This window comes from Pseudomonas arcuscaelestis, from assembly GCF_016881005.1.
GTDB lineage: Bacteria > Pseudomonadota > Gammaproteobacteria > Pseudomonadales > Pseudomonadaceae > Aquipseudomonas > Aquipseudomonas arcuscaelestis.
In genome coordinates, this window is sequence record NZ_JACOPV010000005.1 from 352,916 (window position 1) to 377,610 (window position 24,695).

At 59.5% G+C, this 24,695-nt stretch carries 19 protein-coding genes and 1 tRNA gene; 10 read left to right on the forward strand and 10 right to left on the reverse strand.

What is annotated here, in order from left to right; translation table 11 throughout:
* Nucleotides 1-22: 22 nt before the first annotated feature.
* Complete coding sequence (gene prpF, locus H8F21_RS10100) at nt 23-1,213, forward strand: 2-methylaconitate cis-trans isomerase PrpF (RefSeq protein ID WP_203584301.1); 1,191 nt, start codon at nt 23-25, stop codon at nt 1,211-1,213.
* Between the two features lie 169 nt (nt 1,214-1,382).
* On the opposite strand, the gene acnB is transcribed toward prpF, so the two are convergent.
* Nucleotides 1,383-3,992: a bifunctional aconitate hydratase 2/2-methylisocitrate dehydratase gene (gene acnB, locus H8F21_RS10105; RefSeq protein ID WP_203543209.1), complete on the reverse strand. Its 2,610-nt coding sequence runs from the start codon at nt 3,990-3,992 to the stop codon at nt 1,383-1,385.
* A 407-nt stretch (nt 3,993-4,399) separates the two neighbouring features.
* Here acnB and H8F21_RS10110 point away from each other — a divergent pair, with 407 nt between their 5' ends.
* Entirely contained in the window at nt 4,400-4,867 is a 468-nt protein-coding gene (locus tag H8F21_RS10110) for a DUF1289 domain-containing protein (protein WP_203476584.1), read from the forward strand.
* 54 nt (nt 4,868-4,921) lie between these two features.
* Here the strand turns inward: H8F21_RS10110 and H8F21_RS10115 are convergent, their stop codons facing one another.
* Nucleotides 4,922-5,785 carry a universal stress protein gene (locus H8F21_RS10115; protein ID WP_203476582.1) on the reverse strand — a complete coding sequence of 288 codons (864 nt, stop codon included), beginning with the start codon at nt 5,783-5,785 and terminating at the stop codon, nt 4,922-4,924.
* A 156-nt stretch (nt 5,786-5,941) separates the two neighbouring features.
* On the opposite strand from H8F21_RS10115, the gene H8F21_RS10120 reads away from it, so the two are divergent.
* The 4 genes from H8F21_RS10120 (at nt 5,942) to H8F21_RS10135 (ending at nt 9,874) form a co-directional block, all read left to right on the forward strand.
* The gene (locus H8F21_RS10120) at nt 5,942-6,547 is read left to right on the forward strand and encodes a MiaE family protein (protein ID WP_203584302.1); all 606 of its coding nucleotides are present in this window, start codon (nt 5,942-5,944) and stop codon (nt 6,545-6,547) included.
* 134 nt (nt 6,548-6,681) lie between these two features.
* The gene (locus H8F21_RS10125; protein WP_203543171.1) at nt 6,682-7,155 is read left to right on the forward strand and encodes a MarR family winged helix-turn-helix transcriptional regulator; all 474 of its coding nucleotides are present in this window, start codon (nt 6,682-6,684) and stop codon (nt 7,153-7,155) included.
* Nucleotides 7,152-8,348 carry an HlyD family secretion protein gene (locus tag H8F21_RS10130; protein WP_203584303.1) on the forward strand — a complete coding sequence of 399 codons (1,197 nt, stop codon included), beginning with the start codon at nt 7,152-7,154 and terminating at the stop codon, nt 8,346-8,348. The genes H8F21_RS10125 and H8F21_RS10130 overlap by 4 nt, the downstream gene beginning before the upstream one ends.
* On the forward strand, nt 8,345-9,874 hold the full coding sequence (locus H8F21_RS10135) for a DHA2 family efflux MFS transporter permease subunit (protein ID WP_203476568.1): 1,530 nt from the start codon (nt 8,345-8,347) through the stop codon (nt 9,872-9,874). Before H8F21_RS10130 ends, H8F21_RS10135 begins: the two co-directional genes overlap by 4 nt.
* A 64-nt stretch (nt 9,875-9,938) precedes the next feature.
* Here the strand turns inward: H8F21_RS10135 and lpxH are convergent, their stop codons facing one another.
* Together lpxH and H8F21_RS10145 are read right to left on the reverse strand one after the other, a co-directional pair.
* Nucleotides 9,939-10,661, reverse strand: a complete 723-nt coding sequence (lpxH, locus tag H8F21_RS10140) for a UDP-2,3-diacylglucosamine diphosphatase (RefSeq protein WP_203584304.1) — start codon at nt 10,659-10,661, stop codon at nt 9,939-9,941.
* A complete protein-coding gene (locus H8F21_RS10145) occupies nt 10,658-11,161 on the reverse strand; it encodes a peptidylprolyl isomerase (RefSeq protein ID WP_136475407.1) in 504 nt (167 codons plus the stop codon). Before H8F21_RS10145 ends, lpxH begins: the two co-directional genes overlap by 4 nt.
* A 235-nt stretch (nt 11,162-11,396) precedes the next feature.
* Here H8F21_RS10145 and H8F21_RS10150 point away from each other — a divergent pair, with 235 nt between their 5' ends.
* A complete protein-coding gene (locus tag H8F21_RS10150) occupies nt 11,397-13,100 on the forward strand; it encodes a glutamine--tRNA ligase/YqeY domain fusion protein (RefSeq protein ID WP_203543175.1) in 1,704 nt (567 codons plus the stop codon).
* Nucleotides 13,101-13,109: 9 nt separating this feature from the next.
* Complete coding sequence (cysS, locus tag H8F21_RS10155; protein WP_203476562.1) at nt 13,110-14,492, forward strand: cysteine--tRNA ligase; 1,383 nt, start codon at nt 13,110-13,112, stop codon at nt 14,490-14,492.
* A 56-nt stretch (nt 14,493-14,548) separates the two neighbouring features.
* Here cysS and H8F21_RS10160 read toward each other — a convergent pair whose 3' ends face one another.
* From H8F21_RS10160 to H8F21_RS10180, 5 genes are all read right to left on the reverse strand, one after another.
* On the reverse strand, nt 14,549-15,937 hold the full coding sequence (locus tag H8F21_RS10160; RefSeq protein WP_203584305.1) for a sensor histidine kinase: 1,389 nt from the start codon (nt 15,935-15,937) through the stop codon (nt 14,549-14,551).
* Entirely contained in the window at nt 15,915-16,595 is a 681-nt protein-coding gene (locus H8F21_RS10165) for a response regulator transcription factor (RefSeq protein WP_203476560.1), read from the reverse strand. Before H8F21_RS10165 ends, H8F21_RS10160 begins: the two co-directional genes overlap by 23 nt.
* A gap of 154 nt (nt 16,596-16,749) precedes the next feature.
* Nucleotides 16,750-17,769, reverse strand: a complete 1,020-nt coding sequence (locus tag H8F21_RS10170) for a branched-chain amino acid aminotransferase (RefSeq protein ID WP_203476559.1) — start codon at nt 17,767-17,769, stop codon at nt 16,750-16,752.
* Nucleotides 17,770-18,117: 348 nt separating this feature from the next.
* Nucleotides 18,118-19,413, reverse strand: a complete 1,296-nt coding sequence (locus tag H8F21_RS10175) for a carbohydrate porin (RefSeq protein ID WP_203476558.1) — start codon at nt 19,411-19,413, stop codon at nt 18,118-18,120.
* A gap of 84 nt (nt 19,414-19,497) precedes the next feature.
* On the reverse strand, nt 19,498-21,915 hold the full coding sequence (locus H8F21_RS10180) for a glucose/quinate/shikimate family membrane-bound PQQ-dependent dehydrogenase (RefSeq protein ID WP_203584306.1): 2,418 nt from the start codon (nt 21,913-21,915) through the stop codon (nt 19,498-19,500).
* Between the two features lie 274 nt (nt 21,916-22,189).
* Between H8F21_RS10180 and H8F21_RS10185 the strand changes: the two genes are divergently transcribed.
* Nucleotides 22,190-23,902, forward strand: coding sequence for an amidase (locus H8F21_RS10185; RefSeq protein WP_203584307.1), 1,713 nt, complete (start codon nt 22,190-22,192; stop codon nt 23,900-23,902).
* 122 nt (nt 23,903-24,024) lie between these two features.
* Here H8F21_RS10185 and H8F21_RS10190 read toward each other — a convergent pair.
* Nucleotides 24,025-24,099, reverse strand: a tRNA-Gln gene (locus H8F21_RS10190).
* 188 nt (nt 24,100-24,287) lie between these two features.
* Between H8F21_RS10190 and H8F21_RS10195 the strand changes: the two genes are divergently transcribed.
* The gene (locus H8F21_RS10195; RefSeq protein WP_203476554.1) at nt 24,288-24,668 is read left to right on the forward strand and encodes a RidA family protein; all 381 of its coding nucleotides are present in this window, start codon (nt 24,288-24,290) and stop codon (nt 24,666-24,668) included.
* The last annotated feature ends 27 nt before the right edge of the window (nt 24,669-24,695 follow it).

The following is a 24,695-nucleotide window of genomic DNA, read 5'->3' on the forward strand; positions in this document are numbered from 1 at the left end:
AAGCATCAACAGGACAACAGCTATGGCACATGTTCCTCAAGTGAAAATCCCCGCCACTTACATTCGTGGCGGCACCAGTAAAGGTGTGTTTTTCCGTCTTCAGGACCTGCCCGAGAGTGCGCAGATTCCCGGAGCGTCACGTGATGCGTTATTGCTGCGAGTAATCGGCAGCCCGGACCCTTACGGCAAGCAAATCGACGGCATGGGCGGCGCTACTTCCAGCACCAGCAAGACCGTGATTCTCTCGCGCAGCATCAAGGCCGAGCACGATGTCGACTACCTGTTCGGGCAAGTGTCGATCGACAAGGCGTTCGTTGACTGGAGCGGCAACTGCGGCAACCTTTCCGCTGCCGTCGGCTCATTTGCGATCAGCGCGGGCCTGGTCGACAGCAGCCGTGTGCCGCAAAACGGTGTCGCCACCGTGCGGATCTGGCAAGCCAACATTGGCAAGACCATCATCGCTCATGTACCGATCACCAACGGTGAAGTGCAGGAGACCGGCGACTTCGAGCTCGATGGCGTGACCTTCCCGGCCGCAGAGGTGCAGTTGGAGTTCATGGATCCGGCGGCGGACGAGGACGGCGAGGGCGGTTCGATGTTCCCTACCGGCAACCTGATCGATGACTTGGAAGTACCTGGTATCGGTACGCTCAAGGTCACCTTGATCAACGCCGGTATCCCGACCATTTTTGTTCAGGCCCAAGCGCTCGGCTATACCGGCACCGAGTTGCAGGACGCAATCAACAGCGACCCGCAAGCCTTGGCCCGTTTTGAATCCATTCGAGCCCATGGCGCGGTGCGTATGGGCTTGATCGAGCACATCGACGAAGCCGCCAAGCGCCAGCACACGCCGAAAGTGGCATTTGTTGCGCCGCCTGCAGCGTACGAGTCGTCCAGTGGTAAAGCGGTAGCAGCCAGCGATATCGATCTGTTGGTGCGTGCGTTGTCCATGGGTAAATTGCACCATGCCATGATGGGCACTGCGGCCGTGGCCATTGGTACTGCGGCAGCAGTGCCTGGCACCCTGGTCAACCTTGCAGCCGGTGGTGGTGAGCGTAGCGCGGTGCGTTTCGGTCATCCTTCGGGCACCTTGCGTGTGGGTGCTGAAGCGCGGCAGGTGGATGGCGAGTGGACGGTCACCAAGGCCATCATGAGCCGCAGCGCTCGTATCCTCATGGAAGGCTGGGTGCGTGTTCCAGGTGATGCTTTTTAAAACCTGTTAACGCTCGCACAATCGCCGGCATAGTCGGCTTCCACTCGATGGGGGCAGGCTGGCCGGCGATGTTGTTTGTGGTGCTGATCAAGGTGAAGCGATCGATCGCACTTTCAAGCAGCCAATAAAAACCCCGCCGATTGGCGGGGTTTTTTTACGCTAGGTCAGCTTACGCTTGAACGACCGGGATGTTGGCGCTCGCAGCAGCTTCACGGAACTCGGCGATCTGATCGAAGCTCAGGTAGCGGTAAACGTCGGCAGCCATGCTGTCGATGTTCTTCGCGTACTCCATGTACTCTTCGACGGTTGGCAGCTTGCCCAGAATCGAGGCAACAGCAGCCAGCTCGGCCGAGGCCAGGTAGACGTTGGTAGCGTCGCCCAGGCGGTTCGGGAAGTTACGGGTCGAAGTGGAAACCACAGTCGAACCGGTTTGCACACGTGCCTGGTTACCCATGCACAGCGAGCAACCTGGCATTTCCATGCGTGCACCGGCTTTGCCGTAGATGCCGTAGTAGCCTTCTTCGGTCAGCTGGTGAGCGTCCATCTTGGTTGGCGGAGCCAGCCACAGACGGGTAGGGATACCACCCTTGACCTTCTCCAGCAACTTGCCGGCAGCGCGGAAGTGACCGATGTTGGTCATGCACGAACCGATGAACACTTCGTCGATCTTCTCGCCTTGTACGCTCGACAGCAGGCGAGCATCGTCCGGGTCGTTCGGCGCGCAGAGCACAGGCTCTTTGACGTCGGCCAGGTCGATCTCGATGATTTCGGCGTATTCGGCGTCCTTGTCGGCTTCCAGCAGCACTGGGTTGGCCAACCAGGCTTCCATCGCTTGAGCACGACGCTCCAGGGTACGGGCGTCGCCGTAGCCTTCGCTGATCATCCAGCGCAGCAGGGTAACGTTCGACTGCAGGTACTCGGCAATGGCCTTTTCTGGCAGCTTGATCGAGCAACCGGCAGCAGAACGCTCAGCCGAGGCGTCGGACAGTTCGAACGCTTGCTCGACGGTCAGTTCGTCCAGGCCTTCGATTTCCAGGATGCGGCCGGAGAAGGCGTTGATCTTGCCCTTCTTCTCGACGGTCAGCAGGCCTTTCTGGATGGCGTAGTAAGGGATGGCGTGAACCAGGTCGCGCAGGGTGATGCCGGGTTGCAGTTTGCCCTTGAAGCGCACCAGTACCGACTCCGGCATGTCCAGCGGCATTACGCCGGTGGCTGCGGCGAAGGCGACCAGGCCGGAACCGGCCGGGAAGGAAATGCCGATCGGGAAACGGGTGTGCGAGTCACCACCGGTACCGACGGTATCCGGCAGCAGCATGCGGTTCAGCCAGCTGTGGATGATGCCGTCGCCTGGACGCAGGGACACGCCGCCACGGGTGCGGATGAAATCCGGCAGGGTGTGGTGGGTGTTGACGTCGATTGGCTTCGGATAGGCCGCAGTGTGGCAGAACGACTGCATGACCAGGTCAGCAGAGAAGCCCAGGCAGGCGAGGTCTTTGAGCTCGTCGCGGGTCATCGGGCCAGTGGTGTCCTGGGAGCCGACGGTGGTCATCTTCGGTTCGCAGTAGGTGCCAGGACGAACGCCTTTGCCTTCTGCCAGGCCGCAAGCCTTGCCGACCATTTTCTGTGCCAGGCTGTAGCCCTTGCCGGTGTCGACTGGGGTTTCCGGCAGCTTGAACAGATCGGTTGGGCCCAGGCCCAGTTCGGCACGCGCCTTCTCGGTCAGACCACGGCCGACGATCAGCGGGATACGGCCGCCAGCGCGGACTTCGTCGAGCAGCACTTCGGTTTTAAGCTGGAAGTTGGTGACCAGCTCGTCGCTGCCGTGACGACGCACTTCGCCTTTGTACGGGTAGACGTCGATGACGTCGCCCATGCCCAGGTCGGTGCAGTCGAACTCGATTGGCAAAGCGCCGGCGTCTTCCATGGTGTTGTAGAAGATCGGGGCGATCTTGGTGCCGAAGCAGAAACCACCGCCGCGCTTGTTCGGCACGTAAGGGATGTCGTCGCCGAAGAACCACAGCACCGAGTTGGTGGCGGATTTGCGCGAGGAGCCGGTACCCACTACGTCACCGACGTAGGCGACTGGGAAGCCCTTGGCCTTGACTTGCTCGATCTGCTTGAGCGGACCGACCACGCCTGGTTGCTCAGGCTCGATGCCGTCACGGGCCATTTTCAGCATGGCCAGGGCGTGCAGCGGGATGTCAGGGCGCGACCATGCGTCCGGGGCAGGGGACAGGTCGTCGGTGTTGGTTTCACCTGGGACCTTGAAAACGGTCAGGGTGTATTTTTCTTCGATGGCTGGACGGGCAGTGAACCACTCGCCTGCAGCCCAGGATTCCATAACGGCCTTGGCGTGAACGTTGCCGGCCTTGGCTTTTTCGGCGACGTCGTGGAAGGCGTCGAACATCAGCAGGGTGTGCTTGAGCTGTTCGGCGGCTACGGCGGCCAGTTCAGCGTTGTCCAGCAGCTCGACCATGGTGGCGATGTTGTAGCCGCCCTGCATGGTACCCAGCAGTTCGACAGCACGCTTTTTGTCGATCAGTGGGGAAGTGGCTTCGCCCTTGGCGACAGCAGAGAGGAAGCCAGCCTTGACGTAGGCAGCTTCGTCCACTCCTGGTGGAACGCGATTGGTGATCAGGTCGACGAGGACTGCTTCTTCGCCAGCAGGGGGGTTCTTCAGCAGCTCGACCAGGCCTGCGGTTTGTTCGGCGTTAAGCGGCTGGGGCACGATACCCTGGGCGGCACGCTCTTCGATGTGTTTGCGGTAGGCTTCAAGCACAGTTATTACCCTCATCAGTGGTCCCAAATGGGTGTCCGGGACGCTCATCCAGAAATTCCGGCACCCGTGCGCAATACGGCTTCTTGGGCCGCGTAGCCAGGGTTGCAGGAAATCCTTACAGAAGCTGCTTTCAAAGTTTTACGCCTGTAGAACGGAGGCTGATGAGGGCTGGCGAGGGATATGCGACAGGCGAATATCCCAGGCCAACGCCGTTCTACCGGATTAACTGTGCTCGTGACGCTTTGAAAACAGCTTCTAACGGACATTTGGCGCCTTAAAAAGGCCGGGCAATTCTACTGGAAAAAGTTGATAAAGGTAAGGCGCGCTTGATCACTTTAGCGGGTGACCCCCGTTAGACAAAGGGCTAACATGGCAGCCTGTTCCACCGCATAGCTGTCGGTTTTTTCATGTCCAATCAGTCAATAAAAACGCCTTGTGTCGGCCTGTGTTCCACGGTCTACGGGGATCTGGTGTGTCGTGGCTGCAAGCGTTTTCACCATGAAGTGATCAATTGGAACGGCTATAACGAAGATGAAAAGCGCGCAGTCTGGCTGCGTCTTGAGCAATTGCTGGTACAGGTCATGGTGGCCAAACTCGAGGTCTTTGATGCCGAGCGTCTGCGCCAGCAACTGGTGCAACGCAAGATCCGCTTTGTGCCGCATCAGTCCGAATACTGCTGGGCCTATCAGTTGATCGCCCGTGGCGCGCGGGTGATTCGCGAGCTTGAGGCCTATGGCATGGTGTTGTTGCCGGAGTTCCGTGACTGGGAATTGCCCGAACTGCGAGATGCCATTGATCGGGAATTCTTTTTGCTGTCCGAGGCGCATTACCAGCGCTATATCGCGCCAGGTTTTCTCAAGGATGCCTTGGGTTAAATGTCGTTTGCCCCGCGATCCGTAAAGCGCGAGGCAAACCCGACGATGCAGTCCTTAGCCCTGCGCCAGCTCGGTCAGGTGGACTTTTGCTTCTTCACTTTTGAGTACCAGCACGTCGCATTCCAGTGAATCGAGTACCACCTCGGCAGTGTTGCCTATCAATGCGCCGGAGATGCCGGTACGAGCCACTGTGCCGATCACGGTCACCACCGCATCGTACTTCTTCGCGGTGTAGGGAATCAGCACATCGGCAGGGCCCTCGGCAACGTGCAGGCGATCATCCTTGATGTCGAATTCGGCCTGGAATGCGGTGCATTCTTCGCGATAGCGCTGCTCGATGGTTTCTTTCAATTGATACACCGGGTCGGCAGCCGAGAGCATCGGCGATGGATGGGCGCTGATCACATGCAGGTTGCCCTTGGCCAGGCTGGCGATCTCGTAGCCATGATTGATGATGCTCGTATGCAGCAGGCGATGCGGTTCGTCGTGGTTGCCGACATCCACGGCGGCGAGGATTACCCCGCCGGTCCATGGTCGTTCGGTCTTGACCATCAACACCGCGCACGGACATTGGCGCAACAGTTTCCAGTCTGAAGGGGTGAGCAGGGCCTTTTTCAGGGGGTTGTCTGGCCGGTGCTCCTTGATGACCAATTCGCAGCCTTCGGCTTGTTGCACGCTGATGATCGATTCATGCAGGGTGTCGTGCCACGCTTGTTCGTAGGTCACATTGTTGTAGCCGTCGTCGTGCAGTTGACTGCACAACAGGCTCAGCAAGGCACTGTGGTCGTGTTTTTTATCGCACATCAACAAGTGCAGACGAGCACCCGTGACGCCTGCGATCAGTTTCGCCCGGGTCAGGGCCCGGCTGTGGGCGTGCTCGGGATCGAGTACCACCAGGATGCTGCGTACTTCTAGCATGAGCGTGAACTCCCTTCAGAATTGGTCACCGATGTCTGACTATAGACGGCACTCAATGCGATGGGCCTGATATGTATCAAGCATAGTCCACTGGTGATCGCCTCCACCGCCGGTATAATCGCCGCTCTTGTCGTTGCCCTGCCTGTTTGTGAGCCTATGCACCTTATTCCCGAAATTGACGCGTTCCTTGGTTGCCGTACTCCCGATGCCTGGGTCCAGGCAGCTCTTGCCGATCAGGAAACCCTGTTGATCGACCACAAGAACTGCGAGTTCAAGGCCGCCAGCACGGCGCTGAGCCTGATGGCCAAGTACAACACGCACCTGGACCTGATCAACATGATGTCGCGCCTGGCACGTGAAGAGCTGGTACATCACGAGCAAGTACTGCGCTTGATGAAACGTCGCAAGATCGGTCTGCGCCCACTGTCGGCGGGTCGCTACGCCTCCGGGTTGCGTCGCGTAGTGCGCACGCACGAGCCGGTAAAGCTGGTCGACACGTTGGTGGTCGGTGCATTTATCGAAGCGCGCAGTTGTGAGCGCTTTGCCGCGTTGGTGCCGCATCTGGACGAAGAACTGGGCAAGTTCTATCACGGCCTGCTCAGCAGCGAAGCTCGGCATTACCAGGGTTACCTTAAGCTGGCACATCAATACGGTGAAGCAGCGGATGTCGAGCGGGTGGTGCTGAAGGTCAGGGAGGCTGAAGCCGAGTTGATCAATACCCCGGATGTAGAGTTCCGTTTCCATAGCGGTATTCCGGCTTAAACGATCGCGGCGCGACCATCGAGTTGCCCCGCGATTTTTTTAAGAAGAAATAGTAAGCAGGCTAATTAATGGCTTGACGCTAGCTGTCTAGGCAGTAACATTATGTTACTAACTGCCTAAGCGGTATTGCCTTCATGCAGCACTTTTCCCCCGAAAACTTCCAGACTTGCACCATAGGCTTGCTCCTGGGCCGCGCCGCGCTGGTTAAAGACCGCATTCTCGACAGTCACCTGCAAGATTTCGGCGTCACTGCCGCGCAGTTCAAGGTGTTGATCATTGTTTCTCAGTACGGCGTCGATACCCCCGCCGAGCTGTGCCGTTACCTGTCTCTGGATAGCGGCTCGATGACGCGCATGCTCGATCGTCTCGAACAAAAGCAATTGATCATGCGTCGGCGTTGCCCGGATGACCGGCGTCAGGTGCGTCTGGGCTTGAGCGAAGAAGGGCAGAACCTGGCGGACCAATTGCCGCAGATCGGTGCAGCGGCAATGAACGAGTTGGTAGGCGTGCTCGATGCAACTGAACTGGCGAACCTTGAAGGCTTGCTGACAAAAGTACTCCTTGCAGCTGGCGACACACTGACAGCCCTACGGGTAGGTGCAAAATGAGTGACATGTCTGACAGCGCCAGCAGCGCGCAAGATCTCAACAACTCCCGAAAACGCAAGACCTGGTTGCTCGGTCTTGCCTTGCTGGTCGTGCTGGGCGGGGGCGCGGTATGGGCCTGGCACGAGCTTTACGGGCGTTGGAACGAAGAAACCGACGATGCCTATGTCAACGGCAACGTTGTAGAGATCACGCCGTTGATAACCGGCACCGTCGTCAGCATCGGTGCCGACGATGGTGATCTGGTTCATGCCGGGCAAGTACTGATTGAGTTCGATCCCAGTGATGCCGAAGTGGGTCTTCAAGCCGCGCAGGCGCAGTTGGCCCGCGCCGTGCGTCAGGTGCGCGGGTTGTACAGCAATGTCGATGGGATGCGCGCTCAGGTTGCTGCGCGTCAGGCTGAACAGACCAAAGCCCAGGAAAACTACAACCGACGCAAGACCCTGGCGGCGGGCGGGGCAATTTCCCTGGAAGAGCTGTCTCACGCTCGTGATGATCTGGCCTCGGCACAAAGTTCGCTGATCAATGCCAAACAGCAGCTCAATACCACCACTGCACTGGTTGATGACACCGTGGTTTCGTCCCATCCACAGGTGATGGCTGCGGCTGCCGACCTGCGCCAGGCATACCTGGCTGCCGCACGCACCACTCTGGTGGCGCCGGTTACAGGTTATGTGGCCAAGCGCACAGTGCAATTGGGCCAGCGTCTGGAGCCCGGAACCGCAACCATGGCGGTGATCCCACTGGATCAGCTATGGATCGACGCCAACTTCAAGGAAACTCAGTTGCGCAACATGCGCATCGGCCAGCCGGTAGATATTGTTGCCGACTTATATGGTAGCGAGGTCAAGTACAGCGGCACCATCGACAGTCTCGGCGCCGGCACTGGCAGTGCCTTCGCGCTGCTGCCAGCGCAGAACGCCACTGGCAACTGGATCAAGATCGTCCAGCGGGTGCCCGTGCGTATTCACATCAATGCCGAACAACTGGCCGCCCATCCACTGCGTATCGGTCTTTCGACCCAGGTTAGCGTTGATCTGCATGACCAGAGCGGCCCTGTATTGGCCCAGGTGCCTGCGCAAAAGGCATCGTTTGCCACTCAGGTGTATGACCGCCAGTTGATTGAAGCCGATGCCATGATCACGCGGCTGATCCATGAAAACAGTGAAGGCTCCAGCAAGACGGCCGTGCGATGAGCAACACCGCTTCATTCACCCCGCCGAGCCTGCTGCTGACCACCATCGGGCTGTCGCTGGCAACGTTCATGCAGGTGCTCGATACCACCATTGCCAACGTCGCCTTGCCGACCATTTCCGGCAATTTGGGGGTGAGCACCGAGCAGGGTACCTGGGTCATCACCTCGTTTGCGGTGAGTAACGCTATTGCCTTGCCGTTGACCGGCTGGCTGAGTCGGCGGTTTGGCGAAGTGAAGCTGTTTATCTGGGCCACCTTGCTGTTCGTGCTGGCGTCATTTCTTTGTGGTATTGCTCGGTCGATGCCGGAGCTGGTGGGCTTTCGGGTTTTGCAGGGGATTGTCGCCGGTCCTTTGTATCCGATGACCCAGACATTGCTGATCGCAGTCTATCCGCCAGCCAAGCGCGGCATGGCCCTGGCCTTGCTGGCGATGGTCACGGTCGTGGCGCCAATCGCCGGTCCGATCCTCGGCGGTTGGATTACCGACAGCTACAGTTGGCCGTGGATTTTTTTCATCAACGTTCCGATTGGCCTGTTTGCTGCGGCAGTGGTGCGTCAACAAATGCGCACGCGCCCGGTTGCGACCCAGCGCCAGCCGATGGACTACATCGGTCTGCTGACCTTGATCGTCGGCGTCGGTGCCTTGCAAGTGGTACTGGACAAGGGCAATGACCTGGACTGGTTCGAGTCCAACTTCATTATTGTCGGCAGTCTGATTTCGCTGGTGTTCCTGGCGATCTTTGTCATCTGGGAGCTGACCGACAAGCATCCGGTGGTCAATCTGCGCTTGTTCGTCCACCGCAACTTTCGCATCGGCACCATCGTCCTGGTGGGCGGCTATGCGGGCTTTTTCGGTATCAACCTGATTCTGCCGCAGTGGTTGCAGACACAAATGGGCTACACCGCTACCTGGGCTGGCCTGGCGGTGGCGCCCATCGGATTGCTGCCGGTACTGATGTCGCCGTTCGTCGGTAAATATGCACACAGAATCGACTTGCGCCTGCTGGCAGGCCTGGCGTTCCTGGCCATCGGCACCAGTTGTTTCATGCGAGCAGGCTTTACCAATGAGGTCGACTTTCAGCACATCGCCCTGGTGCAGCTATTCATGGGTATCGGCGTGGCGCTGTTCTTCATGCCGACCTTGAGCATCCTGTTGTCGGACCTGCCACCGCACCAGATTGCCGACGGTTCCGGGCTGGCTACTTTCCTGCGCACCCTTGGTGGCAGCTTCGCCGCATCCTTGACGACCTGGTTGTGGATTCGCCGCGCCGACCAGCATCACGCCTACTTGAGCGAAAGCATCAGCACCTACGAGCCGGCCACCCGTGAAGCGCTCAATCAACTGGGGGGTGCGAATGGGCAGTCTTTTGCGCAGCTGGAGCGGATACTCAGCAGCCAGGCCTACATGATGTCGACGGTGGATTACTTCACCATGATGGGCTGGGTGTTTGCCGGGTTGATCTTGCTGGTGTGGCTGGCCAAGCCGCCGTTTGCGGCCAAGGCCGGGCCGGCGTCGGCGGGGCATTGAGCAATCGCGGGGCAAGCCTGCTCCTGCCGTACGGGTGGGAGAGGGCTTGCCCCGCGATCAGGTCTTACGGAAAAGCAAACGGCTGCAGCTGAAACCCTTGCTCATCCACTTCCAGTGCCCAACCCTGACGATCCCAGTCGCCCAACACAATACGCCGTGCCGGTTGATCATCGACCATCAGCTTGTGAATCGCCGGGCGGTGAGTATGGCCGTGCACCAGGGTGCGTACGCCATGGTGCGCCATGACCCGCGGAACTTCTTCCGGCGTCACGTCGACAATGTCGTTGGCTTTCATCCGCGTCTGCGCCCGGCTTTCACTGCGCAGCTTGCGCGCCAGCTTCTGGCGGGTGCTAAGCGGCAGGTGCCGAAGAAGCCATAGGCTTACTGGGTTACGCAGGTAACGGCGCATTTTCATGTAGGCCAGATCAAGAGTGCACAGGCTGTCGCCGTGCATCAACAACACCGGCTCGCCCCCCAGTTGCACGACACTTGGGTCGCTCAGCAGGGTGCAGCCGGCAGCCTTGCAGAAGGCCTCGCCGATGAGGAAATCGCGGTTGCCATGCATTAGGTAGACTTGGGTACCACTGTCGCTCAAGGCGCGCAGGGCCTGGCAAATACTGGTCTGGAAGGGCGTCATGGCGTCATCGCCGATCCAGGCCTCGAAGAAGTCGCCGAGGATGTACAGCGCTTGAGCATGGCGCGCACGACCGTCGAGCAGATCAAGAAACGCCCGGGTTATATCCGGGCGTTCTTCTTGCAAGTGCAGATCAGAGATCAGCAGTATCACTCAATGATCTCGGCTTTCTCGATGATCACGTCTTCGACCGGTACGTCCTGGTGGCCAGACTTGGAACCGGTGGAAACAGCCTTGATCTTGTCGACAACGTCGGTGCCTTCGGTAACTTTACCGAATACCGCATAACCCCAGCCCTGCACGTTCTTGCCGCTGTGGTTGAGGAAGCTGTTGTCGGTCACGTTGATGAAGAACTGTGCCGAAGCCGAATGCGGTTCCATGGTACGGGCCATGGCGATGGTGTACTTGTCGTTGCTCAAGCCGTTGTCGGCTTCGTTCTGGATGCTCGGACGCTTGTCTTTCTTTTCTTTCATGCCTGGCTCGAAACCGCCGCCCTGGATCATGAAGTTGCCGATTACGCGGTGGAAAACGGTGTTGCTGTAGTGACCGGCATTTACGTATTCGATGAAGTTGGCCACGGTGATCGGGGCTTTTTCGGCATTCAGTTCAATGACGATGTCGCCGTGATTGGTGCTCAGTTTGACTTTGGACATGCTGGAATTCGCTCTTTCAAGGCATTCGAATTGGGCTTACGCAGGATCGCGATACAAACCTGACGCACAGTCTACAGCCCGCGATACGTGGTTCGCGGCAGTTTTTTCGCATTGCCTGCCGAATATCGGACCAGTTTGTCGGACCGAAGCTGTCGGCAGCTCGACCGCTTCGGCTATGATAAGCGCTTTGATTCAGTCGGCCTACCCAGGCCGTGTACCCGTATTCAAGGATCCTATGAGCAAGCCCACTGCCGACACCGCTCCTAACGCCGCTGCCAAAGGCGCACCCGCCATCCCTGCGAACTTCCTGCGTCCGATCGTGCAGGCCGACCTGGATTCGGGCAAGCACAGCAGCATCGTCACCCGTTTTCCACCAGAGCCCAACGGATACCTGCACATCGGCCATGCCAAGTCGATTTGTGTGAACTTCGGCCTGGCCCAGGAATTCGGTGGGGCTTGTCACCTGCGTTTCGATGACACCAACCCGGCCAAAGAAGACCAGGAGTACATCGATGCCATCCAGAGTGATGTGCAGTGGCTGGGCTTCCAGTGGACCGGCCCGGTGCGCTACGCCTCCGAATACTTCGACCAGTTGCACGACTGGGCCGTGGACCTGATCAAGTCGGGCAACGCCTACGTCTGCGACCTGACCCCGGAGCAGGCCAAGGAATACCGCGGCAACCTGACCGAGCCCGGCAAGAACAGCCCGTTTCGCGAGCGCAGTGTCGAAGAAAACCTGGACCTGTTCGCGCGCATGAAAGCCGGCGAGTTCAAGGACGGTGAACGTGTGCTGCGGGCCAAGATCGACATGGCCTCGCCGAACATGAACCTGCGGGACCCGATCCTGTACCGCATTCGTCATGCCCACCACCACCAGACCGGTGACAAGTGGTGTATCTACCCGAACTACGACTTCACCCATGGCCAGTCGGATGCTATCGAGGGCATCACGCACTCCATCTGCACCCTGGAGTTCGAAGGTCATCGCCCGCTGTACGAGTGGTTCCTTGACCACTTGCCGGTGCCGGCCAAGCCGCGCCAGTACGAATTCAGCCGCCTGAACCTTAACTACACCATCACCAGCAAGCGCAAGCTCAAGCAACTGGTTGATGAGCAGCACGTCAACGGTTGGGACGACCCACGCATGTCGACGCTGTCAGGCTTTCGCCGTCGCGGCTATACCCCGGCATCGATCCGCAACTTCTGCGAAATGATCGGCACCAACCGTTCCGACGGCGTGGTCGACATGTCGATGCTCGAGTTCAGTATCCGTGACGACCTAGACCGCACCGCGCCACGCGCCATGTGCGTGCTGCGCCCATTGAAGGTGGTCATCACCAACTATCCGCAAGACCAGGTCGAGAACCTCGAACTGCCGCGTCACCCTAAAGAAGACATGGGCGTGCGTGCGCTGCCGTTCGCTCGCGAGATCTACATCGACCGCGACGATTTCATGGAAGAGCCGCCAAAAGGCTACAAGCGCCTGGAGCCAGCCGGTGAAGTGCGTCTGCGCGGCAGCTATGTGATTCGCGCCGATGAGGCGATCAAGGACGCTGACGGTAATATCGTCGAGCTGCATTGCTCCTACGACCCGGACACCCTGGGCAAAAACCCTGAAGGTCGCAAGGTCAAGGGCGTGATTCACTGGGTGCCGGCTGCGGCCAGCGTCGAGTGCGAAGTGCGCCTGTACGACCGTCTGTTCCGCTCGGCCAACCCCGAGAAAACCGAAGACGGCGGCAGCTTCCTCGACAATATCAACTCCGATTCGCTGCAGGTACTCAGCGGTTGTCGTGCGGAACCTTCCCTGGGCCAGGCCCAGCCAGAAGACCGCTTCCAGTTCGAGCGCGAAGGTTATTTCTGCGCCGACCTGAAAGACTCCCAGCCGGGTCGCCCGGTATTCAACCGGACTGTGACCCTGCGCGATTCGTGGGGCAGCTGAGGAACGCTCGTGCTTAACATCTACAACACGCTTAGCAAGACCAAGGAAGTTTTCAAGCCGCTCGATGGCAACAAAGTGCGCATGTATGTCTGCGGCATGACCGTGTACGACTACTGCCATCTGGGCCACGGTCGCAGCATGGTTGCCTTCGACCTGGTCACGCGCTGGTTGCGTTACAGCGGCTACGACCTGACCTACGTGCGCAACATCACCGACATCGATGACAAGATCATCAATCGGGCCAATGAAAACGGCGAGTCGTTCGACGCCCTGACGGCGCGCATGATAGATGCGATGCACGAAGATGAGCGCCGCCTGAATATCTTGCCGCCAGATCAGGAGCCGCGTGCCACCGACCATATCGCCGGCATGCACGCGATGATTCAGACCCTGATCGACAAGGGTTTCGCTTACGCCGCGGCGAATGGTGATGTGTACTACCGGGTCGGCAAGTTCGTCGGTTACGGCAAGTTGTCACGCAAGAAGATCGAAGACTTGCGAATCGGTGCTCGTATCGAAGTTGACGAAGCCAAGCAAGACCCGCTCGACTTCGTCCTGTGGAAGGCCGTCAAGCCGGGCGAGCCAAGTTGGGAGTCGCCGTGGGGCCCGGGCCGTCCTGGCTGGCATATCGAATGCTCGGTGATGTCCACCTGCTGCCTGGGTGAAAGTTTCGACATCCATGGCGGGGGCAACGACCTTGAGTTCCCGCACCACGAGAACGAAATCGCCCAGAGCGAGGCGGCAACTGGCAAGCAGTACGCCAATTCGTGGATGCACTGCGGCATGATTCGCATCAATGGCGAGAAGATGTCCAAGTCCTTGAACAACTTTTTCACCATTCGCGATGTGCTCGACAAGTACCACCCCGAGGTGGTCCGCTACCTGCTGGTGTCGAGCCACTACCGCAGCTCGATCAACTACTCCGAAGACAGCCTGCGCGAGTCCAAGGGTGCCCTGGAGCGCTTCTACCACGCATTGCGCGGCTTGCCACGCGTGCAGGCCAAGGGTGGCGAAGCCTATGTCGAGCGTTTCACCGCGGCGATGAACGACGACTTCGGTACGCCTGAAGCCTGTGCGGTGCTGTTCGATCTGGTGCGCGAGATCAATCGCTTGCGCGAGAGCGAGCCTGAGGTTGCTGCCGGTCTGGCTGCGCGTCTGCGCGAGTTGGCAGGCTTGTTGGGCGTGCTGCAGTTGGATGCCGACGACTTCCTGCGCGCTGGCGCCGAAGGCAAGGTTGATGCCGCCGAGGTCGAAGCCTTGATCCAGGCGCGCCTGCAGGCGCGTGCCGACAAGAACTGGGCTGAGTCGGATCGCATCCGCGACCAGATCACCGCCATGGGCGTGGTGCTGGAAGACAGCAAAGGCGCGACTACCTGGCGTCTGGCTGACTGAACACTCGTGGGGCAAGCTCGCTCCTACTGTGGGAGTGGGCCTGCCTCGCGATGGCCCTAGCGGGCTACCCCGGTCCGGCAATGCAACGCCAATTTCGCGCCACCCAACTCGCTCGCCCCGACCTCAAGCGCAAAGCCATGCAGGTCGATAATCGCCGCAACCACCGACAGTCCCAGCCCGAATCCTGGGTGACGATGACCTTCTTCGCTGCGATAAAAGCGTTTCAACACCGCTTCACGCTCGCTCTGGGGAATTCCCGGGCCGCTGTCCTCCACCTCGATGCTCACCACGCCGGCCTCATTGCGGGCACGCATGCGTACGGCGCCGCCGGCAGGGGTAAATTTGATCGCATTGCCCAATAAATTGGCCAGTGCCTCAAACAATAGCTCGCGGTCACCGTTGAGTGGCGGTAGCTGTGCGGGCAGTTCCAGCTTCAACTGAATCTCGCCGTCCTCTGCCAAAGGCAGGTAGAAGTCGTGCATTTCCACCAGCAGGGCGCGCGGATCAAGCTCGACAAATCCGGCCCGCCGCTGGCGGTCTTCCAGTTCGCTGATGCGCAGCAAGCCACGAAAGCGCGCCATCAGGGTGTCGGTTTCTCCTATCGCCTGCTCCAGTGCGTCGGCTTGCGCGGAGTTGTCTCCGGCCTGCTGGCGTATCCGGTAGAGCTGGGCGCGCAGGCGCGTCAGCGGGGTGCGCAGGTCGTGAGCGATGTTGTCACATACGCCCTTGACCTCGTGCATCAGACGCTCGATGCGATCGAGCATGGCGTTGACAATAGCTGCGAGCATGTCCAGTTCGTCGCGCCGCTGAGACAGTGGCAGGCGCTGGGTAAGATCGCCTGCGACGATCTGTTCGGCAGTCGCCTGAATGGCGCGAATACGTTTGAGCGGCCGACGACGCAGCAGGTACCAGCCGGCAAAGCCGGGGATGATCGTCAGTGAAAGTCCCCAGAGTAGGGCATGAAGAATGATGCGGGTAACGACAAACAACGAGCCGTTGTCGCGTACCAACACCAGCCAGCGGCCATCACGCACCTTGATTGCCACGGCGTCACAACTGTCGCGAGGCAGGTGCGGATCATCGGCGTCCAGGCAGCGGCTCAGCTCATGGATTTTGCCGTCCAACCCAAGGTCGGTCGGCACCTGGCGGATCTGCCCAGCCAACGGATTGAACTGTGCGTCGAACAAGCCATAGGCGTCGAAGCTGCGTTCTTCGAAGGCTTGACTTGCGATCAGGGCGTCGTCGAGTTGCTTGCCACTCATGTGCGCGAACAAATGCTGGCGCTGTTGCAGTGAGTGCCGGGTGAGCTTGTTCAGGTAGCCGGAAACCTCGAAATACAGCACCCCCATGAGGATGCTGCTCCAGGCCACAAATAGAAAACTGTAGAGCGCCAGCATACGACTGGTCGAGGAACTCCAACCCTTAGACGGGTTCGGCAATGGCATAGCCCGAGCCCCGTACGGTTCGAATCAGGGGCGTCTGGCCAGCCGCGTCGATTTTTTTGCGCAAGCGTCCGATGTGCACGTCAATCAGGTTGGTGCCGGGGTCGAAGTGATAGCCCCAGACTTCTTCGAAGATCATCATTCGGGTGATGACCTGGCCTGCATGGCGCATCAGGAATTCCAGCAGCTTGTACTCGGTGGGCAGCAAGCTGAGGGCCTGTTCCCCGCGGCGGGCCTCGTGGCTGATCAAGTCCAGTTGCAGGTCGGCCACTTGTAGGCGGGTTTGTGCCAGGGGCACGCTGTTGCGCCGCAGCAACACTTCGACGCGGGCAGCCATTTCATCCGAGGCAAAGGGCTTGGTCAGGTAGTCATCGCCACCAGCGCGCAGGCCGCGCACTCGTTCATCGACATCAGACAGCGCGCTGATCATCAGAATCGGCGTGGCGATCTTCAGGTTGCGCAGGGTGGTGACGATGGTCAGGCCGTCCAGCTCAGGGAGCATGCGGTCGAGCGTTATCAGGTCGTAGCCACCGGCTATGGCTTTGGCCAGGCCTTCACGGCCGTTGTCGGCCCAATCCACTTCCAGGCCATGGCTGGTGAGTTCGGCGACGATCTCCTGGGCGGTCACGGCGTCGTCTTCGATAGTCAGTACGCGGGGCATGCTAGTACCTGGGCGGCGAGTAGAGACTTGATTGTGCCAAAGAATAGGCGGTGCCCGGGTTAAAGAAAAATTCATCTGCGAGGATCAGGCGCTGCAAGCGTGAATAAATCCAGGCCTGCAGAAAAAAAACCCCGCCATCGGCGGGGTCTGTGGGTCACGCTACTTTGACGATCCAGCCTGCTGGCGCTTCGATGTCGCCGCTCTGGATGCCGGTCAGCTCATCGTAGAGCTTGCGGGTAACCGGGCCGACTTCGGTTTCGCTGTAGAACACATGCAGCTCGCCGTTGTACTGGATGCCGCCGATCGGGGTGATCACCGCAGCAGTACCGCAGGCACCGGCCTCGCTGAACTGGCCGATCTTGTCGATCAGCACATCACCTTCGATCACTTCCAGGCCCAGGCGCGATTTGGCCAGTTCCATCAGCGACAGACGGGTGATGCCTGGCAGTACCGAGGGCGATTTCGGGGTGATGAACTTGTTGTCCGGGGTGATCCCGAAGAAGTTGGCCGAACCGACTTCTTCAATTTTGGTGTGGGTCAGTGGGTCCAGGTAGATACAGTCGGCAAAACCGGCCTGCTTGGCTTTGTAGCCGGGCTGCAGGCTGGCTGCATAGTTACCGCCAACCTTGGCGGCACCGGTGCCTTGTGGCGCGGCACGGTCGTAGTCGGAAATCAGGAACTTGTGCGGGGTCATGCCGCCTTTGAAATAGGAGCCGACCGGAATGGCGAAGATCGAGAAAATGAATTCCGGGGCGGTACGCACGCCAATGTTGTCGCCTACACCGATGACGAACGGACGCAGGTACAGGGCGCCTTTGCCGTGCGGCGGCACAAAGCGTTCGTTGGCTTTTACCACCTGTTTGCACGCTTCGATGAACTGTTCGGTCGGTACCTGTGGCATCAACAGGCGGTCGCAGCTGCGCTGCATGCGCAGGGCGTTCTGGTCGGGGCGGAACAGGTTGATCGAACCGTCCTTGCAGCGGTAGGCCTTCATACCCTCGAAACATTGCTGGCCGTAATGCAGCGCAGTAGAGCCCTCGCTGATGTGCAGCACGTTGTCTTCGGTCAGGGTGCCCTGGTCCCACTCGCCGTTACGGAAATAGGACAGGTAGCGCTTGTCGGTCTTGATGTAGTCGAAGCCCAGCTTGTCCCAGTTAATGCTTTCGTTACTCATGGCACCCTCGAATCGATTTGCATATGCCTGACGAACCAGGCGTCTCTTATTGCGCACGCAGCCACGATAATACATCCCGTGCAGATGGGAAACGGCCAGTCATAGATTGGACCATGGTTGTATTCAAAAACGTCTGACAAACGGTACAGGGTTGGACGTTGACCCGTCGCCAGTGCCGGCGCAGTATGAAATCAACACGATTTGCCTGCTGACCTCGATGCGTACCACGACGACCGCCAATCGCGGGTCTGGTGCCGATGCTAGAACTATAGGCAGTAGGTAAAACAAGGCCCCGCCAGTATTGGACGGGGCCTTGTCTTTTCTGGCCGTCAACCGGCTTGGGCAGGTTTAGAAACTCGCTTTGACTTGCAGGCCCAACACCAGGGCGTTGTCGATTTTCTCTGCGGAAAATGCCCCAGGTTCGATGATGTATTGCACGTCCGGACGCAGCGTCAGCCAGGGGGTTGCCTGATAGCCGTAGCTGAGTTCGATCAGTTGTTCGGCGCTGTGCAGGTTGGGAACGCTTTCACCATTGGCTGCGGCGGCGTCTTGCTGGGCGTCACGGCTGCGCGGATTGGGTACGGCGCGGCCGTAGCCAATAGCGATGGTGTCGCGCGCGCGACCTTCGAACGGTGTGTACAAGACCAGGCCAACGCCATACCACTTGCTGAACGGGGACGCGGCGGTGCTCGCTGCCGAGTACTGACCAAAAGCATGCATGCTGCGCCCTGGCGAGGCTTGCGAATGCCACACGGCCTGGTCGATCAGCAGATAATGGCCGTCACGACCGGACACTTCCTTGTCACTGCCGATGCGCTTGGCGTCGGAACTGTCGTAGTAGTAGCCCAGCTTGTACTCGCCGGGCAGCTCACCCTGCAGCTTGTACACCAGCTCTAGCGGCAGCACAGTGCCGGTGGTGTGTTTGGGTCCCAAGTGCCAGGCGCGGCTGGAGTTGCCGTTGCTCTGTGGGTCAACGTTGAACGCGGCGACCCGCACTTGCCAGGTCGATGACAGGTCGTACTTCAGGCGCACGCCGAGGTGTGCGTTGGGGTAATTGGTCCAGCCGCTGCCGCCGGACATGTTCAACGGATGACCGCAAAAACCTGCGTTCATGAAGTTGCAGAGAATCCCGCTGTCCAAGCCACCGAGATCGTTGCCCATGGCCATGTAGCCCAGCTTGACGTTCAGTTCGGGGCTGAACAGGGTGCGCTCGTAACTCAACTCAGTCAGGCGAGTATAGAGGCCGCCGAAGTTTTCCTGAATTGGCAGACGGTTGCCTACCAAGTCCTCAGAAGCACTGTTGCCGCGACGATCATTGATGGTCATTTGCACCTTGCCGCCGTTATCCAGGCCATATAGCTTGCCCAGATCGAATTGCACGCCAAGTTTGATGTTTTGTGAGTATCTGGCGGAGCGCTGCAGGCCACCATCGGCGTTGTAGGCAGTCTCGCCACTGTAGTCGCCAGTGAACTTGATGCCTTGGCTGTCCAGTTGATGACGCAGGCCACCCCAATCACCGCTGAGGGTACTACGGGTCATCAGGTCCGCATCGTTGGCCAGTGCGGGTTGCAAGGTGATGCACGTTAGGGTCAGGAGCGGGCCGGCAAGCAAGCGAGGGCCAGAGAAGCGAAAAGCGCGGGACATGCACAACCTATCTGAAAGAATCGCGAGAAAAAACGAGGGAAGGGGCACGGCACCCAGGCGCCGCGCCATACAGCAACGGCGTGGTTACGGCAGGGCGTAGGCCATGACGTAGTCGCCGCGATCGGTCGACTGGCGGGCACCACCTGCGCTAATCACGATGTACTGCTTGCCGGTTTTCGGCGATACGTAGGTCATCGGGCCACCCTGGCTGCCGACGGGCAGGCGGGCTTTCCAGACTTCTTCACCGTTGCCGCTGTTGAAGGCGCGCAGGTAGAAGTCTTGAGTACCGGCAATGAATATCAGGCCGCCCTGAGTCGACAGGGTGCCGCCAAGGGTCGGCAAGCCAACGTTGATCGGCAAGTGCATACGGATACCCAAGGGGCCGGTGTCTTCGACCGTGCCTACGGGTACCTGCCAGGCAACTTTCTGGGTTTTCATGTCGATGGCGGTCAGGGTGCCGAACGGCGGCGCCTGACAAGGAATACCGGCCACCGACAGGAAACGGTTCTTGTTCACCGCGTAGGGCGTGCCCTTGAGCGGCACGGCGCCCATGCCGGTGTTAAGTGCTTCGCCACCGGAACTGGCCTGAGCCTTATTCTGCGATGGAATCATTTGAATCCATAGGCCCAGGCGCATGTCGTTGACGAAGATGAAGCCATGCACCGGGTCGGTAGAAATGCTGCCCCAGTTCATGCCCCCAAGCGAGCCTGGGAAGCTCAGCGACAGGTCGGTGCCCGGAGCGGTATAGAGGCCGTCGTAGCGCATTTTCTTGAAGTCGATGCGGCACAGCAATTGATCGTACGGCGTGGCGCCCCACATGTCCGACTCGGTCAGTTGTTGGGCGCCGATCTGTGGCATGCCAACCGATTTTGGCTGGGTTGGCGAGTAGGGTTCGTTGGGGATGTTGCTCGGCTTGACGGCGACTTCTTCGACCTGGGTCAGCGGCTTGCCGGTAGCGCGATCGAGTACAAAAATCTGCCCAGCCTTGGTGCCGATCACCACCGCTGGCACGGTTTGACCATCGGCCTTGGTGAAGTCGATCAGGCTCGGTTGCATGGGCAGGTCAAAATCCCAGAGATCGTTGTGCACGGTCTGGTACACCCACTTTTCTTCACCGCTGGTAGCGTCCAGCGCCAGTATGGAAGCACCGTACTTGTGGTTCAGCTCGGTACGCTCGACCCCATAGATGTCGGTAGACGCGCTGCCCATCGGCAGGAACAGGGTGTTCATCGCCGGGTCGTAGGACATCGGCGCCCAGCTGTTGGGTGTGCTGCGAACATAGGTGTTGTCAGCGTCTGGCGCGTTTCGGTCTTCGGGGTTGCCCGGGTCGAATGCCCAGCGCATTTGCCCGCTAATGACATCAAAGCCTCGGATCACGCCGCCTGGCATATCGGTTTGCACGTTGTCTGCCACGCGTCCACCGACAACTACGGTGGTACCGGCCATGAGCGGAGCAGATGATAGTTGATAGTAGCTGTCGGGGACATTGCCGAGGCCGGCCTTGAGGTTGACCTGACCGTTGCTGCCGAAGCCCTGGCAGAACTCGCCGGTGTCCGCATCAACGGCGATCAGGCGGGCGTCGATGGTATTGGTCAGCAGTCGTCGCTGGCAGTTCGCACCCGCCGGCACGCTGGCCGCAATGATCGCCGAGCTGTTGGCATGAGTAGGCTGTACGATTGGCGTGCTGGCATCAAAATAGGCCATGCCGCGGCAGCGTTGCCAGACCGCCGATTGGGCATTGATCTGATTCTTCCACAGTTCTTTGCCGGTGTCGGCATCAAGGGCAATCAGGTTGTTGTGCGGGGTGCAGATGAAAACCTTGTTGCCGACCTGCAAAGGGGTGAGTTGGTCTTCGGCGCCATTGCCGTCGCTGATAGCAACGTCTCCGGTGTGATAGGTCCAGGCCACTTTCAAGTCATTGACGTTTTCGCGATTGATCTGGTCAAGGGCGGCAAAGCGGCTGCCACCTTCGGTGTTGCCGTAGTGCGCCCAATCCTTCTGCGCTTTGGCCGGGTCGACCGGGGTCAGGCCGGGGCCATCGCCGTTTGGGCTGACGCTGGGGTGGGCGACGAACATGTTGCCGACTGCAACAACCAGCGCCACGGCCATGAGGCCTGCCATGGCATAAGCGCCGCGGCCGGGTGTTGCGCCTGCAGAGCGCGCCAGCATGGGGTAGACCAGCACCACTGCCAGGCCGATTGCGCCGAACATGAACAGGCGTGAGAACAGCGGCCAGAACTCCAGCCCGACATCGGCCACAGCCCAAATGGCCGTGCCGACAAGGAAGGCGGCATACAGCCAGGCGCCGGCTGGTTGGCGGCGTGCGACCAGCAAGCCGGCGCCGGTCATTGCCAAGCCGCCGATCAGAAAGTACCAGGAGCCGCCCAGGCTGATCAGTTTCACGCCACCTGCGGCCAGCGCCAGACCAAGCACGGCGATGATGATGCCAAGGCCGGCAAGGATGAATGTTGAGGCGCCAGCAGGGCGCGATGGTTGCTTCATGTCGAAAAGAACTCGAAGAGGGGAGTGGCGGAATTATACCCTTAGCAAGCTAATTAACAAGTTAGTACATTTTACTCGAGTTGATCCTTCGGCTGCTCTGTTGCTTTAAAAGCAACGCCGGGTTTTCATGGTGGCCAATGCGCGGAATCGCGTAATGGCGTGCAACGAGACTCGATATGAAAACCCGTTTTGAGAGAATTGATGTGTCTGTGCCCAGTATTCAGTGTGATGGCGAACGTCCTGGCGTCAACCTCCAGCCATCGGAGGTGAACCCATGATCGAGGTCACTGAAGTTTCCATCGCGCAATTGCGCGCCGCGCTCGAATCCGGCAGCACGACCTCGGTGGAATTGGTTGAAGCTTACCTCGCCCGAATCGATGCCTACGACGGCCCTGCAACCACAACTGCGCTCAATTCAGTGGTGGTGCGCAACCCCGAAGCGCTCAATGAAGCGCGGGCAGCCGATGCGCGTCGGGCCAAGGGCGAATGCCTCGGGCCACTCGATGGCATCCCTTACACAGCCAAAGACAGTTATCTGGTGAAGGGGCTTACCGCCGCCTCGGGAAGCCCGGCCTTTGCCGAACTGGTTGCCTATCGCGATGCCTTCACCATCGAGCGCCTGCGTGCCGCCGGTGCGATCTGCCTGGGCAAGACCAACATGCCGCCCATGGCCAACGGCGGTATGCAGCGTGGGGTGTATGGCCGGGCTGAAAGCCCGTACAACGCCGACTACCTCACTGCGCCTTTCGCCTCGGGCTCATCCAATGGCGCAGGCACTGCCACTGCTGCCAGCTTTGCAGCGTTCGGACTGGCTGAGGAAACCTGGTCGAGCGGTCGCGGGCCTGCGTCGAACAACGGCTTGTGTGCCTACACCCCTTCACGTGGGGTAATTTCGGTGCGTGGCAACTGGCCGCTGACGCCCACCATGGACGTGGTTGTGCCCTTTGCCCGAACCATGACCGACCTGCTCGAAGTGCTCGATGTGGTGGTTGCCGAAGATCCTGATACCCGTGGCGATCTATGGCGGATGCAGCCCTGGGTACCGATTCCGAGTGTGGCGTCGGTGCGCCCGGCTTCGTATTTGGAACTGGCCGTTGATGCTGCGTCGCTCACCGGCAAACGCCTGGGCATTCCACGTATGTACATTAATGCCGATCCCGAGGCGGGTACCAGCGAAGCGCCGGGTATCGGTGGTCCGACGGGCCAGCGTATCAATACCCGGCCGACGGTAATCGCGCTATGGGAAGAGGCACGCAAGGCGCTGGAAGCGGCGGGCGCCGAGGTGATCGAGGTGGATTTTCCGTTGGTCTCCAATTGCGAAGGGGATCGTCCCGGCGCGCCGACAGTGTTCAATCGTGGCCTGGTTTCCAAGGAGTTCCTGCACCATGAACTGTGGGACCTGACTGCCTGGGCGTTTGACGATTTTCTCCAGGCCAATGGCGACCCAAAGTTGAACCGCCTGGTCGATGTCGAGGGTGCAAAGATTTTTCCCCATGATCCGGGCACCTTGCCAAATCGCGAGGGCGACCTTGCTGCCGGCATGGATGAGTACGTGCGCATGGCGGAGCGGGGCATCACGCCTTGGGATAAGATCGGCACCGTGCCTGATGGCTTGCGTGGTTTGGAGAAAACCCGTCGTATCGACCTTGAGCAGTGGATGGATCGCCTCCAGCTCGATGCCGTGCTGTTTCCAACGGTCGCCGACGTTGCCCCGGCCAATTCCGATGTCGACCCGGCATCGGCCGATATAGCCTGGAGCAACGGCGTGTGGGTCGCCAACGGCAACCTGGCTATCCGGCACTTGGGCGTGCCGACGGTGACGGTGCCGATGGGCGTGATGGTGGACATTGGTATGCCAGTCGGGCTGACATTTGCCGGGCGTGCCTACGACGATTCAGCGCTGCTGCGCCTGGCTTCGGCATTCGAGTCCACAGGCTCCAGGCGCTTGGTACCGCCGCGCACGCCGCCACTGGCAGTCGGTAAGTAACAGGCAGGTTGGGGTTGGCGCTGAGCAGCGTCATCCCGGCCTATCGGCTGAGCGTTGTGCTTGAGGTGCGCTTGGTTTCGACGGAGGTCGTCGTGAGATTGCTTTGGCTTTGAAGAAGAAAATGGCAGGGGCGGCTGGATTCGAACCAACGCATGGCAGGATCAAAACCTGCTGCCTTACCGCTTGGCGACGCCCCTGTAGATGTTGCGATGAGTGTCGGGCACTCATTTGAAGAAGTTGCTGCATTCGCTGCTGTAGCAGGAATGGCCGCGAATTTAACAACTTTTGCGCCGTCTGTGAAGTCCTGAAGCAAAAATTTGTTTTTAAAACAGCTGGTTACTGTTGCATCATCGTAGCGTTTATTTATTCAGCAGGAAATTCCCACATGGCAAACCACGACATTACCTTCACGCCTGACCCCGATCCGGAATCCATTTCCAGTGATGTTGCCGGTTTTGGCGGCCTGTTGGTTTCCACCCAGATTCCAACGCGTGCCGACGGCAGCCTGGAGCTTGGCGATATTACCCTACAGAGTGAGTGCACCCTGCAAGCGCTCAAGGTAGCCCTTGAGCGTGCTGGCAGCTCGATGGACCGGGTGTTGCACCTGACGATCTACCTGACCGAGATGGCGGATCGCGGCGCTTTCAACGAAGTCTACCAACGTTTCTTCGCCAAACCGTGGCCGGTACGCGCCGCTGTTGGCGTTGCATCGCTAGCTGTTGAAGGTATGCGGGTGGAAGTGACGGCGATGGCGGCCAAGGGGTGAGCGGCAGTGGTAAACGCCGGGCTCACC